The sequence below is a fragment of the Bradyrhizobium sp. genome (assembly GCF_027307225.1).
Taxonomy (GTDB): Bacteria; Pseudomonadota; Alphaproteobacteria; order Rhizobiales; family Xanthobacteraceae; genus Bradyrhizobium.
Genome location: NZ_DAHUXJ010000103.1, coordinates 24,386 through 38,823, shown reverse-complemented (window position 1 = coordinate 38,823; position 14,438 = coordinate 24,386). Strand labels below are relative to the sequence as shown.

Genomic DNA, 14,438 nt, shown 5'->3' with positions numbered 1-14,438 from the left:
GACTTCAGTTTGCTCCGGCGCGGCGTATGGTAATCCAGCTCCTCGACCCGTGTTCTGTGTGAACCAGTGTCTGTACATTCGATACAACCGCCTCGGGCAGCGTTCGAAGCAAGTCAAGCATCGGCTCTTGCGCATAGCGGCTGTAGAAATACCCGGGCACGGGCTCAGAGCCGATGCGTCCGTCTCGCGGACCATGATCTTGCAGGGCCACTTTCATGCCATACTCGCCGCCCCAGCTCGTTGCATCCTCCGAACGATCGTAGGGAAAAAATTTGATCGCATGCTCCTTGGCATCCGAGAGGCCTTCGAAAAACATCAAGTCCATCCGACGGCGAGCGAGACGCCACATGGCGAAAATTGCTTCCTCGAACTTTCCAATATGCTCAAGCATCGACGAGTTATATACCGCGTCAAACGACCGAGGCGCGAGGATCGCGCTTTGCTCGATGGATAAGTTGAGGAGTTGAATGTCGCTAAATTTCATTGCGCTTGCCGCGATCGCCGTTTCGCTGATGTCCATGCCGGTATAGTTGATGCCGTACGCTCTAAACAGAGGAACGCAGTGCCCCGGACCGCAAGCAACTTCCAGAGCGCTTGAATTGGCGTCGGTGCAAATGTCGCGGACGATTGCTTCGTGAATGTCCCGATGCATCGAGAACATTTGTGCGTAGTTGCTCTCCACGACATTCAGGTCGGCGATCGAGTACCGAAAGGTCGATGGTAACGACAAGGAACCGGCTTGATTCAGAGAGGTTTGCGGCCTCCCGGATCGGCGCAAGTTACGAAGCCATTTCATCTGTATCTCCAAGGTTCGGGGGTGCTCAAAGATGATGAAGCGCTGTTGCTTGTCAACTGTCCTTAACCATTTCAGCTGAAGCCGGCGATGACGACGTTTTTCTTCGCTAATGATTTTGAATCCAAAGCAGAGCAACAGGTGAGATCGTGAAGGTCGTTATTCTTGCCGGCGGCATGGGCACCCGGATCGCCGAGGAAACCTCGGTACGTCCAAAGCCGATGATCGAAATCGGAGGACGCCCGATCCTCTGGCACATCATGAAAATCTACGCGCATCACGGCTTGAAGGATTTCGTGATCTGCCTTGGCTACAAAGGCTACATGATCAAAGAATACTTCATGAACTTCGTGCTGCACCATTCCGACGTGACGATCGACGCTGCGAAGAACAGCATCACCTACCACCAAAGCTATGCCGAGCCGTGGTCCATCACGCTGGTCGATACGGGGGAGGCGACGCTGACCGGCGGCCGGCTCAAGCGCGTGCGCCATTATCTCGACGCCAACGAGCCGTTTTGCTTCACCTATGGCGACGGACTTTCGGACATCGACATCACGGCATCGATCGCGTTTCATCGCAGCCACGGCAAGCTGGCCACCGTCGCGGCGGTCCGGCCGCCGGGACGCTACGGCGCCCTGGAGATTGACGGCGCCATGGTGAAGTCTTTTGTCGAAAAGCCGCCCGGCGACAATGCTCTTATCAACGGCGGCTTTTTTGTGCTCAACCCGCCCGCCATCGATTGTATCGAAGGCGACGACACCTCCTGGGAGGCCGCGCCACTTGAAGGACTGGCACGCAATGCCCAGCTTGCCGCGTTCCGCCATTCCGGTTTTTGGCAGCCCATGGATACGCTTCGCGACAAGATGAACCTCGAAAATCTCTGGCAGTCAGGCCGTGCGCCGTGGCGCGTATGGGCCTGAGTCATTGTTGACCGGTCGCTTCCAGCGAATGCCCGAGACGCGCAATGAGCTCTGATCCCACCGTCAGCGTCGTGCTCTCCGTGCGCAATGGCGGCGCTGACCTGCCTTTCGCACTCGATACAATTCTGAAGCAGTCGTTTGTGGATTTTGAGCTGATTGCCGTTAATAATGGCTCAAAGGACGGCACGCGGGAGTTTCTTGACCGGATTACGGATCCCAGGGTTCGCGTCTTTCATCAGGAGGACATGGGCCTGGCGGCCGCGCTCAACCGCGGCATTTCACTCGCGCGAGGGCGTTATATCGCAAGGCAGGATCATGACGATCTTGCCGATCCGAGCAGGCTCTCAAAACAGGTTGCATTTCTCGACGCCAACCCCGAACACGCGCTGGTCGGCACGCGCGCCGAGATATGGATTGGTGATACGCCGAGCGGACGGTTTCACGACCATCCGACCGAAGACCAGATCCTGCGGTTCGATCTTCTGTTCAACAATCCCTTCGTGCATTCCTCGGTCATGATGCGAAAGTCGGCGCTCGATCGCGTCGGTGTCTACACGACCGATCCGGCGCGACAGCCGCCCGAAGACTATGAGCTGTGGTCGCGCATCTCCCGGCACTATCGCGTGGCCAATCTTCCCGAACGTCTGACAGTATATCGCGAAGTGCCTTCCAGCATGACGCGCGATAGTCGCCAGCCGTTTCTGGAAAAGCTTGTAACCATTTCTTCGGAAAATCTGGCGCATGCGACGGGAGCGGCGGCGCCGCAACAGGTTCACATCGACATCGCTGCGCTTACTCATAACGCACAGGCGCGCGTTTCGAAAAATCCGGATATCAAGGCCATGCTCGCGGTGGTTAGCGAAGCCGGGCGCAAAATCGGTGGCAGTCGGCCCGGTCCGGAACTGAGACAAAGGATTAAGCGTGCGCGCCGCCGCCTGATGCTTCATCAGCCATCCGTGATGAGGGCGCGGCGCGCTGTGCGAGCGGTCTGGGGGCACGTTCGTCGCATCGTCACGGGTGCTCGGTAAGCCATGGCGCCTCTCGTTTCCGTCGTCATTCCGGCGCGTAGCCGGCCGGCGATGTTGCGCGAAGCCGTAGAAAGCGTGATTGGGCAGACGTACCGGCCTATCGAAATCGTTGTGGTGCTCACCGGCTCCAACGAAGAAACGACCGCTTCGGCGCGATCGCTCGAGGAACGATATGGCGTCAAGATCGTGGTGACGCCGCCACGCAATCTCGCGACCAGCCGCAACAACGGAATCAAGGCCGCCACGGGGGAATGGATCACGTTCCTCGATGACGACGATCTTTTTGCGCCGGCCAAGATTGAGCGACAGGTCGGGACGGCGACGTCGACGGGAGCGTGTGTCGTTACCAACAGCTGGGTGCGGTTCAATGAATCGGGTCTGATCGAAAACTGGGTGCCTCACCCGGACAAGCATCTGCCACCGGGACTCTCGTTCCCGGAAGCGCTGATGACGCGCAATTGCTTTTCAAACGGTTTGCTCGTGCATGCCGACATTGTCAAACAGCTCGGAGGATTCGACGAAAAGTTCGACGCCTGCGAGGATTGGGATATGTGGCGGCGCATCGCCTACGATCACGAGATCGTCTACATCGATGAGCCGTTTGTCCATATCCGGATTCATAACAACAACATGTCGTCCCGGCGATGGTTGATGATATCGACGACCTTCAGGCACCTCGTGAAGATGCATTTCGATACGCCCAGGCGCTGGCGTTACATGCTTCCTCGCGCGCGATCAGTCATCTTGAAGAACCTGTTGAACTCGGTTTACGAAGACCTCAGCGACAGGAGCGGGGGGCGGCTTCGCACATGGGTACGAACCGTTAGACGCGCCGGCGGCCGGATGGGCGAAAACAATCAATGAGTGAGGCGGCTCATATTCGGTCGCTGAGCGTCGTTGTTCAGGTTCACAACGCCGCGCGGGCTATTTTCGCGGCCGGGTGAAAAAATGCCATCTCCCGGAAAATCCCTGTTGAGTAGCGCAACATGAAACTGCTTTTTTGCTGCGCCGAATACTGGCCGAGCGTCGGCGGCGTGCAGGAGGTGATCCGGCAGATCGCCGAGCAGATGGTCAAGGCCGGCCATGACGTCACCGTGGCAACCAGTGCGCATTCGGCGCGCACGGCCGAATTTCACAATGGCGTTCGGATCCAGGAATTTCGCGTCGAAGGCAATCTTGCCGTCGGCATGGTTGGCGAAGTCGACCGCTACCGGAGTTTTGTCAGGAATTTCGAAGGTGACGCGGTTCTGATCAAGGCGGCGCAGCAATGGAGCTTTGACGCACTCTGGCCAGTGCTGGATAGCCTGAAGCTGCGGAAGGTTTTCATACCGTGCGGCTTCTCGGGTCTCTATGAACCGATCTACGCCGACTACTTCGCCAGGATGCCGGAAATCTTGCGCAAGTTCGATCACCTGATTTTCTATTCGGGAAAATATCGCGACATTGACTTCGCAAAGGCGCACGGAATTATCGACTACTCGATCATTCCCAACGGGGCGAACGAGACGGAGTTTGGCCGGGTGGCAGATGGAACGCTGAGAGCCAGGCTCGGTATCCCGCCGGACGACTTCGTGTTCCTCACCGTTGGCAGCCCGATCGAGGGTAAGGGCCACAAGGAGGTTGGCCAGGCATTCGCACAGATGGATGCGGGTTCGCGTAACGTCGCCTTGATCCTGAACGGCAGGTCGTCTGAGCCGAGGCAGAGGCCGTTGTTGGCCATTCTCGGCTTCCTGCTGCGTCCAAGGGTCTGGCGAAAAGGCGTGGAGTTTTTGTCCCGGGAAGGCTGGCAAGGCGTCTGGAAACGGCTTTTCCCGAGGCGATCTCCGGTGCCCGAGATGCATCTGGACAAGACCGTCGTTAAAAGCGGGGATCTTCGCGCCGGGACGAAGCGTGTGCTGCATGTCGACTTGCCGCGCGAAGACGTCGTCAGCGCCTTTTTGGAGGCCGACCTTTTTGTCTTTGCCTCCAAGGTCGAGTACTCGCCGCTCGTCTTGTTTGAATCCGCTGCTGCTGGTACGCCGTTTGTCACCGTACCGGTTGGCAACTCCGGGGAAATCGTGCGCTGGAGCGGTGGCGGCTGGATATGTCCGGCCGAGGTCGACGAGCGCGGATACACGAACGTATCGCCTGATGTGCTCGCGCGAGAGTTGGAAAAGGCGGTTCGCTCTCCAGATTTTCTGCACAAGCTCGGAGAGGCGGGCCACCTTGCCTGGCAAGAGCGCTTCACATGGACCACGATCGGCCGGTCCTACGAGCGCGTGTTGCGGGGGGAAACGGTCATGTCGCCTATGATGTCAGAAACGGTGGAAGCCCCGGCTCGAGGATAAGATGTTCATCCATGAATACATAAAATCTCCGGGCGTTCTTCCTCGCCGCACGTTGAGGCGCTGCCGCTGATGACGACCGACGCTCGCTTGCTCGATTTTGAGGCTCCGCTGAAAGCCGAGCGCATCTTTGTGACCGGGCATACCGGCTTTACCGGCGGTTGGCTTGTCAGCTGGCTCAAGCGCATCGGCTGTGACGTCGCGGGCCTCGCGCTGGCGCCCAACACCGAACCCAGCCTGTTCGCTGCGGCTGATATCGCCAACGGCATGGCATCTGATATCGGCGATATCAGGGATTTCAAGACGGTTCGAACGGCGATCGAGCGACATCGGCCGTCCGTCATTATTCACCTTGCCGCACAGCCGCTGGTTTCGAAATCCTTTGACGATCCGCTTGAAACTTTTGCCACCAATGCGCTGGGCACGGCCCACGTGCTCGAGGCCGCGCGGCTCACGCCTGGCGTCAAGGCGGTTGTCTGTATCACCACCGACAAGGTTTATCGCGACCAGGATCGGGTGTGGGGCTATCGCGAACAGGATCCGCTCGGCGGCAAGGATCCCTACAGCGCTTCCAAAGCCTGCGCCGAACTGGTCGCCGCATCCTATCGCGCGACCCTCACAGAGCGCGGCAACGGCGTGCTGATCGCGAATGCCCGCGGCGGCAACATCATCGGCGGCGGCGACTGGTCGGCCGACCGCATCGTGCCGGATTTCGCGCGTGCGGTGACGACCGGCCTGCCGATCAACCTGCGCAATCCCGCCGCCGTCCGCCCCTGGCAGCATGTGATGGCGCTCGTTCATGGCTATCTCGTGCTGGCTGCGAGGCTGCTAGGCGGAGATCGCGTTGCCGCGGACAACTGGAATTTCGGTCCGGGCGACGAGGCCTCTCGCACCGTCGGTGATCTGGTCGAGCAACTCGCCACGGTCTGGACCAGGCCCGCGATCACTTACGCTGCGGGCAGTTTCCCCGAAACGCGCTTCCTGCATCTCGACAGCACAAAAGCACGTACGTTAATCGGCTGGGCACCACCGTTGTCGTTTGCCGAAACGGTCAGGCTGACAGCCGACTGGTATCGGGAATTTGCCGCCGATCCCGCAAAGGCGGCGCAAATCACCGCTCGGCAGATCGAGCAATATCGCGAAGTCGTTCGGGATCATGTCAACAGCTAGTGCGCTTGTCACCGGCGCCTCCGGTTTCATCGGGTGCCGTCTCGTCGCCCGGCTACTGTCCGAGGGCAGGCAGGTCACTGCGCTGGTCCGCTCGTCAAGCGTGCAGCCTGCGGAGTGGCGTGATCGCCTTCGCATCGTTGCGTGTGATGATTTCAGCGAAGGCAACCTGCGGCGTCTTTCGATAGCGCCGGTCGACGTGGTCTTTCATCTTGCCGCCTATGGCGTGAAACCGGATCACCGCGACGCCGCCGAGATGTTGCGGATCAATATGGAGCTGCCGGCCACATTGGCGCGGCTCTGCGCGGAATGGCGCGCCCGCATGGTGATGGCCGGCACTTTTTCCGAGTATCGACGTCCATCAACGCAAGATCCGGTCACCGAAGATGCTCCGCTGGAGATGCACAAGCTCTACGGTGCGTCGAAAGCCGCCGGCGGGTTGATGGCGAGCGCGGTCGCCCAGGAGGGCGGCGTCGGGTTTCGCTTGTTGCGACTGTTCAAGGTCTACGGCGCTGGCGAAGCGCCGCATCGGCTCTTGCCGGCGCTCGTGACCGGCTTGAGCAAGCGCGAATGCGTGGCGATCTCGGCGGGCACGCAGGTCCTCGACTTCGTTCATATCGACGACGTCATCGAGGCGATGTTGCGCGCCGATGCAAATGCCAGCGAGAAGGGCGGTATTGCCGCATGGAATGTCGCCACCGGACGCGGCCACTCGGTACGCGAATTCGCCGAAGCGGTTGCACGGGCGATGAATGCGGACGTATCGCTAATCGGCCTCGGCGCACTCCCCATGCGCAAGGACGACGAACCATGGCTGGTCGGTTCGCCCGAGTTGCTTCGTTCAGAACTCGGCTGGCAACCCGCAATCGACATCGAAGCCGGCGTTCGCGCTGCGGTCGCCGAGCTCCGTCGAATTTGATGTCTGGACGGCGTTGACGTGATCACGGTATCGCTGATCGGCGGTCTGGGAAACCAGATGTTCCAGTACGCAGCCGGCAAGGCACTTGCGATGCGTCACGGCGTTCCCCTGGCGCTCGATATCAGCGGCTTTCGGAATTACGCGCTGCGCCCGTTTCTGCTCGACCGCTTGGCCGTACCGGAAGCCGTCGCCTTGGCACGGGCCGAGCCCGCTCAAAAAGCAGAAGCGAACTTTGAACGCGCCAAATGGAAGGCGCGGATTGACCGGTTGCTTGGCAAGGCCGGCCTGCCGAGACTTGCAGCGCCGAATGAATATCGCGAACCGCATTTCCACTATGATCCGGCATTCGAAGCGCTGGGTCCGCAGATGGCGTTGTTCGGCTATTTCCAGAGCGAGCGCTACTTCTCTTCGATTGCGGAAGGCTTGCGGGATTGGTTTGCGCTTCGTGAACCATTAGGGACTGCGGCCACGGCGGCGCTGAATCGGATCGGAGCGAGCCGCCTGCCGGTCTCGATTCACGTCCGCCGCGGCGACTATCTCAAGCCTGGCACGCATGAGGTTCACGGAATTCTCGGTGAAACGTTCTATCGCGAGGCGCTCGGTCGCCTGGAAAGCATAGCCGGCGACGAAGCCGAGCTGTTCATCTTTTCGGACGATTCGGAGGCCGCCGAGCAGGTTCTGAGCTTTGTGCCGAAGTCGCGGCTTGTGCATGTGCGCGGCGACGCCGAGCGTCCCTGGGAAGACATGGCGCTGATGGCGCGATGCCGGCATCACGTGATTGCCAATAGTTCCTTCAGCTGGTGGGGGGCGTGGCTCAATCGTTCGCCCGACAAGATCGTCGTCGCGCCGCGCTCATGGTTTTCGCCGTCTGAGCTGAGCCGGAAAAATACCAGGGACATTTACCCCGAGCCGTGGATTCTGGTTTGATGGATAAATCAAGCTGCTCTTGATTGGTGCCGTGGAACTTCGAATTCGTCGCGCAAACGCCGGATAACGCGATTTGCCGGCTCGCGTGACGGGGGCTGCAGCGTAGAACCCGTTTGCTGAGAAGACCAAATTTGCGAAATTCTGGTTACAACGGTAATCCTCCTCCTGTCGTCTCGGTGATCATGTCGATGCGCAACGGCGCTTCGACTGTCGGCGAGGCGGTACGCTCGGTCGTGATGCAGAGCTTGCGCGATTGGGAGTTCATCGTCATTGACAACGGCTCGTCTGACGACAGCGGCGCTATCGTGGCAGGCTTCGACGATCAGCGTATTCAGCTTGTCCGCGAGGCCCGCACCTTGTTTCTCGCGGCGCGTCTCAATCAGGCGGTTGGTCTTGCGAGGGGGGAGTTCATCGCGCGGATGGATGCCGACGACATCTGCTTTCCCGAACGTCTGGCGCAGCAGGTCACCCGCTTGCGCGAGGATCCCCAGCTCGATCTTCTGGGATGTGGCGCCGTTGTTTTCAGGAACGGCGGCGAACTTGTGGGTGAGATGCCGGTCGGGCTCCATCATCAGGAAATCGCTGCGCGACCCTTCGTCGGCTTTCCGTTTCCTCATCCAACCTGGTGTGGACGAGCGAGCTGGTTTCGCAACAATCCCTACAACGCCGAGCTCGGATATGCAGAAGATCAGGACCTGTTGCTGCGCAGTTTTCGTCACAGCAGGCTGGGCGCGCTTGACAACGTCCTTCTCGGCTACCGCCAGGAACGATTGGCGTTGAAAAAACTGCTGCCGGGGCGGACGACGTTTATGGGATCGGTCTGGCGCAACGCGATCGCAACGGGTGAAGCTTTGCCGGCGTTGGCCGGAATCGCGACCAACTGCGCAAAGGGGGCGGCTGATGTCGCGACCCTCGCACTGGGCCTCAATCGGCAGATGCAGCGGAGGCGCCTGAAGCCCGTTTCTCCGGCAACCGGTGAGGCGTGGCGACAGTTGCAGGAAAGCTTGACGCCTCACGGCCATTCCAACGAGAGTGTGGGCTGATGTGCGGCATCGCGGGCTTGCTTCGGCCCGGAGGCGGCGAGGAGACCGAGCTAACCGCGATTGCCAGGCATATGACGGATGCGCTGGCATATCGAGGTCCTGATGCGGAGGGCACCTGGACCCGCGCGCCCGCCGGCATCGCCTTCGGCCATCGCAGGCTTGCGGTACTTGATCTGTCGCAGGCAGGTCACCAACCCATGCACAGCGACTGCGGCCGCTTTACCGTTATCTTCAATGGCGAAATCTACAACCATCTCGATATTAGAAGCGAACTTGAAGCTGCCGGCGCCGCGCCGAACTGGCGCGGACATTCCGACACCGAGACATTGCTCTGCGCCGTCAGACATTGGGGCCTGGAATCAGCGCTGCAACGTTTCTCGGGCATGTTTGCGCTCGCATTGTGGGACGAACGCGAGCGGACGCTGACGCTCGCCCGCGACCGCTTCGGCGAGAAGCCGCTTTTTTATGGCTGGAGCGGGCGAGACCTCATCTTCGCGTCGGAACTCAAGGCGCTGACAACCCACCCCGAGTGGTCGCCGTCGCTGGATCGCAATGCTCTGACGTCCTTCATGCGCTATGCCTACGTGCCCGCGCCTTCGACCATCTGGACCGATGTCCGGAAGCTTCCCGCCGCTTCTTATATCATCTTCACCGCTGGCGCGGTCGTAGGCAGCTTGCCTGCGGCCAAGCCGTATTGGTCGCAACGCGAGACGGTCGTTGCCGCGCAGGCGGCGCGCATCACCGACGAGGGGGAGGCGGTCGCCGAATTGCAGCGCCTGCTCTCCATCGCCACGAAGCGCCAGTGCCTCTCCGATGTGCCGCTCGGGGCGTTCTTGTCGGGCGGAATCGATTCTTCCGCCATTGTCGCGTTGATGCAGGCGCAAGCCAGTCAGCCGGTTCGCACCTTCACCATCGGCTTCCGGGAAGACGCATTCGATGAGGCGGCGGACGCCCGCAAGGTCGCCGCTCATCTCGGTACCTCGCACACCGAATTCTACGTCGATGCGAAAACGGCGATGGACGTCATTCCAAAGCTGCCGACAATGTATGACGAGCCGTTCGCGGATTCGTCGCAGATTCCGACACACCTGGTGTCGGCTCTGGCCCGGCAGCATGTCACGGTGGCGTTGTCGGGCGATGCTGGTGACGAACTGTTCGGCGGCTATAACCGCCACGTCTGGGGTAACAGCCTCAACAAGCGATTCGGCGCGATGCCGGCAGTGCTTCGGCAGGTGCTCGGAGTGCTTCTGCGCAGCGTTTCGCCGGAGCCCGCCGGCACGATCGCGCGGATGGCGGGGCCGCTCCTGCCCGCGCGGTTCAAGATACGGCGCGCGGGCGACCAGGCCGCCAAGCTGGCGCGTATCGTTGGATCGACCTCGCTCGATGAGATGTACCGGGAGCTTTGCTCGATCGACGACGATCCCGCGCAAACGGTTCTACGCGGCGAGGAGGACCGGAGCTGGGCGGACGGCGAAATGAACAGAGTGAAAGCTGCCCTCGATCCGCTCGATCGCATGACGCTCGCGGATTCGCTCAGCTATCTGACCGACGACATTTTGCAGAAAGTCGATCGCGCGGCGATGGCGGTCGCACTTGAAACCCGCGTGCCATTTCTCGACAAGGATGTGGTGGAATTTGCCGCGCGAATTCCTCCCGGCATGAAAGTTCGGAGCGGCCGCGGCAAGTGGCTGGTCAGACAGGTGCTCTATCAACACGTTCCGGCAGATATGGTCGACCGGCCGAAGACCGGTTTCGGCATTCCCATCGATGACTGGCTGCGCGGACCGCTGAGGTCATGGGCCAGCGACCTTCTCTCGCCGGCGCGGCTGCAAGCGCAGGGCCTGTTCAATGCGAGCCGCGTCGCGGCGCGGACGGCCGAGCACATGAGCGGCCGGCGCAACCACGGTTATTGGCTTTGGAATGTCCTGATGGCCCAAGCCTGGCACGACCAGTGGTGCGCTTAGAAGTGGACAACGACGTCGAGGCATCATAAATGCGTTTGCCGCAAAGAGGCACGCAGTTACGGCTGGCATTTGTTAGTTAATTCGGAAAGCACTTCAGTTCGGTCATGTTAAGGGATGTAATCAAGAGCTCTACACCGGCGGCGCTCATTCGAGTGCGACGGAAGGCGTTGGATTGGCTCAGAGGGCCGCTCGTTGTGTGGCCATTCACCTGGCAGCCCGATGAGGCTGCACTCATTTACGATGTAGGTTTGTGCGACGGTGGAGATACCGAGTTTTACCTGGCCAAGGGTTTTCGAGTCGTGGCAATCGAAGCGAATCCCGCTCTCGTCATGTTGGCGAGAGAGCGGTTCGCCAGCCACCTTGACGAAGGCCGGTTGACGATCGTGGAAACAGCAATAGGCTCCACGAAGGGCCGCGTCGAGCTTGACGTGCATGCTTCCAATCCTCACTGGTCTTCAATCATGCCTAGCCGGCGTGGGCAAATGGATGACGCGCTTCGGACGATAGAGGTCGATTGCACAACGCTCGACTGCGTGCTGCGGGAGCACGGGATTCCCTATTATCTCAAGATTGATATCGAGGAGGCCGATCTTGATGCCGTTAAATCATTGAAATCGCTTTCCGAGCTTCCACGTTACGTATCTGCCGAAGCACATTCGCGAGAGATCGCGCAAACACTTTTTGAATTGGGCTATCGACGATTTCAGCTGGTCGATCAAAGAGAGAAGAATGAATCCTGGCTCTGGCCGTGGACCTGGCGGGAGGGTCGCTATGTGTGGGCGCAATTCAACGATAGCCACTCCGGCACATTTGGCCGCGAGGTCCCCGGCAGTTGGCTGACAATCGACGAGGTGCTGGCGAGCTTTGATGCTGTTCGTCGTACCGTGCCGCTCTTTCGCGGCACTCCCACATGGCACGATTTTCACGCGGCGCTTTAAACGTGGCACACCAACGAAAAATCGCGGTCATCGGATTGGGCTATGTCGGCCTGCCCGTGGCCGTCGCTTTTGCGCGCGAGGGCTTTGCTGTGACCGGTTTCGACATCGACGCCTCGCGTGTCGGTGAGCTTGAGAGCGGGCAGGATCGCACGCGTGAAGTTGAAGCGGGCGATCTCAAGCACCCTTCGCTGAGGTTCACGAGTGATGCACGGAGTCTCGGCAACTCGGATTTTTTCATTGTCACGGTGCCCACGCCGATCGATGAAGCACGGCGGCCAGATCTCCGCTCGATGTTCGAAGCGTCGCGCCTTGTGGGCGCTGTGCTCAAGAAGGGCGATATCGTGGTCTATGAATCCACCGTCTATCCGGGCGCGGTCGAGGAGGAGTGCGTGCCGATCCTGGAGCAGGGAGCACGGCTGAAGGTGGCCACCGATTTCAACGTCGGCTATTCGCCGGAGCGCATCAATCCCGGCGACAAGCTTCATCGCCTGGAGACGATCATCAAGGTGGTCTCCGCGCAGAATCCGGAAACGCTCGACGTCATCGCCGATACTTACGGCTCTGTCGTGAAGGCCGGTGTACATCGCGCCCCCTCGATCAAGGTGGCTGAGGCGGCAAAGGTGATCGAAAACACGCAGCGCGACCTCAATATCGCCTTCATGAATGAATTGTCGCTGATCTTTCAGGCGCTCCAAATCGACACTGGCGACGTGCTCGCTGCCGCACGGACGAAATGGAATTTCATGCCGTTTCAGCCCGGCCTCGTCGGCGGCCACTGCATCGGCGTCGATCCGTACTACCTGACCTACCGCGCCGAGAAGGCGGGCTATCATCCCGAGGTCATTCTCGCCGGGCGTCGCATCAACGACGGCATGGGCCAGCGTATCGCCAAGGAATGCATCCGCGGGCTGCTTCGCCGAAATGGGTCGGCGGGCACCGTCACCGTTCTTGGCTTGACCTTCAAGGAAGATGTTCCGGACACACGCAACTCGCGCGTCGTCGACATCATCCGCGAACTGGAATCGTTCGGCCTTCAGGTGCAGGTGCACGATCCCCTGGCGAGCCCCGAGGAAGCCAAACACGAATACGGCCTGACCATTACCAGGCTGAACGCGTTGCGGCCGGCGGATGCGATCATTCTGGCGGTTGCGCACGACAGCTACGTCGAAGGCGGCTGGCCGCTAATTCAGAGACTCCTGGTCGGCGGCTCCGGTCTTGTCTTCGACGTCAAGATGAAGCTCGATCGAAGCGCAAAGCCCGCCGGCATCGAGCTGTGGCGGCTGTGAACGCTGAACGGGTGAAGGCATGACAGACGATACGATCCTGGTCACCGGTGCGGCCGGCTTTATTGGCTTTCATGTCGCCAAACGCCTGCTGTCCTCCGGCCGCAAGGTCGTCGGTCTTGATGTTGTCAACGACTACTACGATCCGGCTCTGAAGGAAGCGAGGCTCGATGTCCTGAAGCGCCAGCCCTGCTTCACTTTCGCAAAATCCGACCTTGCCGATCGCGCAGCGACAAGGGCGCTGTTCGCGCAGCATCGTTTTCCCGTTGTCGTTCATCTGGCCGCGCAGGCGGGCGTGCGTTATTCGCTGGAGAATCCGCACGCTTATGCCGATGCGAATATCGAAGGTTTTTTGAACGTGCTCGAGGGATGCCGCCATCACGGCTGCCGCCACCTCCTCTTTGCATCATCGTCCTCGGTCTACGGCGCCAATACGAAGTTGCCGTTTTCGGTGAAGGACAACGTCGATCACCCGATCAGTCTTTATGCCGCATCGAAGAAGGCCAACGAACTGATGGCCCATGCCTACAGCCATCTCTATCAGATTCCGGCGACCGGCCTTCGCTTCTTCACCGTCTACGGCCCCTGGGGCCGTCCGGACATGGCGATGTTCATCTTCGCAAAAGCAATTTTGGAGGGGAAGCCGATCAAGCTGTTCAACGGCGGCAACATGCGGCGGGATTTCACCTACGTTGAAGACGTCGTCGAAGCAATCGAGCGGCTGATTGACCGTGCGCCACCAGGAGATGCTACGTGGTCCGGTGACAGGCCCGATCCATCCAGCAGCGCCGCGCCCTGGAAGATCTACAATGTCGGCAACAACCGGCCCGAAGAACTGATGCACGTGGTGGCGTTGCTGGAGAAAGAATTCGGCCGTCCTGCCATCAAGGAAATGTTGCCGATGCAGCCGGGCGACGTGCCGGCGACTTACGCCGATATCGACGACCTCACAAACGATATCGGGTTTGCCCCCGCGACCTCGATCGAGGATGGCATCGCGCGATTCTCAAAGTGGTTTCGGGAGTACCACGAGACCGTACAGGGCATGCCCCGGTAACGAGGCGTACCCAACCCTTCGGGACCGGATAGACTTGCGCCATGGCTTCCGCTCTCCAAACGAGCGTCAACG

Annotated in this window: 13 protein-coding genes; 12 read left to right on the top strand and 1 reads right to left on the bottom strand. The window is 60.1% G+C overall.

The genetic code is table 11. From position 1 onward, the window contains the following. Nucleotides 1–4: 4 nt before the first annotated feature. On the bottom strand, nt 5–931 hold the full coding sequence (locus M6D32_RS18145; protein WP_298258675.1) for a methyltransferase domain-containing protein: 927 nt from the start codon (nt 929–931) through the stop codon (nt 5–7). Between the two features lie 11 nt (nt 932–942). On the opposite strand from M6D32_RS18145, the gene rfbF reads away from it, so the two are divergent. The 12 genes from rfbF to M6D32_RS18085 all read left to right on the top strand — a co-directional run bounded on the left by rfbF (nt 943) and on the right by M6D32_RS18085 (nt 14,366). Further along, on the top strand, nt 943–1,716 hold the full coding sequence (gene rfbF, locus M6D32_RS18140) for a glucose-1-phosphate cytidylyltransferase (protein ID WP_298258673.1): 774 nt from the start codon (nt 943–945) through the stop codon (nt 1,714–1,716). A 44-nt stretch (nt 1,717–1,760) separates the two neighbouring features. Further along, entirely contained in the window at nt 1,761–2,744 is a 984-nt protein-coding gene (locus tag M6D32_RS18135; protein ID WP_298258671.1) for a glycosyltransferase, read from the top strand. A 3-nt stretch (nt 2,745–2,747) separates the two neighbouring features. Beyond that, nucleotides 2,748–3,608 (top strand): glycosyltransferase family A protein, encoded by an 861-nt coding sequence (locus M6D32_RS18130; RefSeq protein WP_298258669.1) that lies wholly within the window; start codon nt 2,748–2,750, stop codon nt 3,606–3,608. A gap of 122 nt (nt 3,609–3,730) precedes the next feature. Next, a complete protein-coding gene (locus M6D32_RS18125; protein ID WP_298258666.1) occupies nt 3,731–5,071 on the top strand; it encodes a glycosyltransferase family 4 protein in 1,341 nt (446 codons plus the stop codon). A gap of 69 nt (nt 5,072–5,140) precedes the next feature. Further along, nucleotides 5,141–6,238 (top strand): CDP-glucose 4,6-dehydratase, encoded by a 1,098-nt coding sequence (rfbG, locus tag M6D32_RS18120; RefSeq protein WP_298258664.1) that lies wholly within the window; start codon nt 5,141–5,143, stop codon nt 6,236–6,238. Next, a complete protein-coding gene (locus M6D32_RS18115; RefSeq protein WP_298258662.1) occupies nt 6,225–7,154 on the top strand; it encodes an NAD(P)-dependent oxidoreductase in 930 nt (309 codons plus the stop codon). The genes rfbG and M6D32_RS18115 overlap by 14 nt, the downstream gene beginning before the upstream one ends. An 18-nt stretch (nt 7,155–7,172) precedes the next feature. Beyond that, the gene (locus M6D32_RS18110) at nt 7,173–8,081 is read left to right on the top strand and encodes an alpha-1,2-fucosyltransferase (RefSeq protein WP_298258660.1); all 909 of its coding nucleotides are present in this window, start codon (nt 7,173–7,175) and stop codon (nt 8,079–8,081) included. A 131-nt stretch (nt 8,082–8,212) separates the two neighbouring features. Next, nucleotides 8,213–9,124 carry a glycosyltransferase family A protein gene (locus tag M6D32_RS18105; protein ID WP_298258658.1) on the top strand — a complete coding sequence of 304 codons (912 nt, stop codon included), beginning with the start codon at nt 8,213–8,215 and terminating at the stop codon, nt 9,122–9,124. Further along, on the top strand, nt 9,124–11,088 hold the full coding sequence (gene asnB / locus M6D32_RS18100; RefSeq protein WP_298258656.1) for an asparagine synthase (glutamine-hydrolyzing): 1,965 nt from the start codon (nt 9,124–9,126) through the stop codon (nt 11,086–11,088). Before M6D32_RS18105 ends, asnB begins: the two co-directional genes overlap by 1 nt. Nucleotides 11,089–11,282: 194 nt before the next feature. Next, complete coding sequence (locus M6D32_RS18095) at nt 11,283–12,026, top strand: FkbM family methyltransferase (protein WP_298258654.1); 744 nt, start codon at nt 11,283–11,285, stop codon at nt 12,024–12,026. Nucleotides 12,027–12,028: 2 nt separating this feature from the next. Then, on the top strand, nt 12,029–13,312 hold the full coding sequence (locus tag M6D32_RS18090) for a nucleotide sugar dehydrogenase (RefSeq protein WP_298258652.1): 1,284 nt from the start codon (nt 12,029–12,031) through the stop codon (nt 13,310–13,312). A 19-nt stretch (nt 13,313–13,331) separates the two neighbouring features. Continuing rightward, nucleotides 13,332–14,366 carry an NAD-dependent epimerase gene (locus M6D32_RS18085; RefSeq protein WP_298258649.1) on the top strand — a complete coding sequence of 345 codons (1,035 nt, stop codon included), beginning with the start codon at nt 13,332–13,334 and terminating at the stop codon, nt 14,364–14,366. The last annotated feature ends 72 nt before the right edge of the window (nt 14,367–14,438 follow it).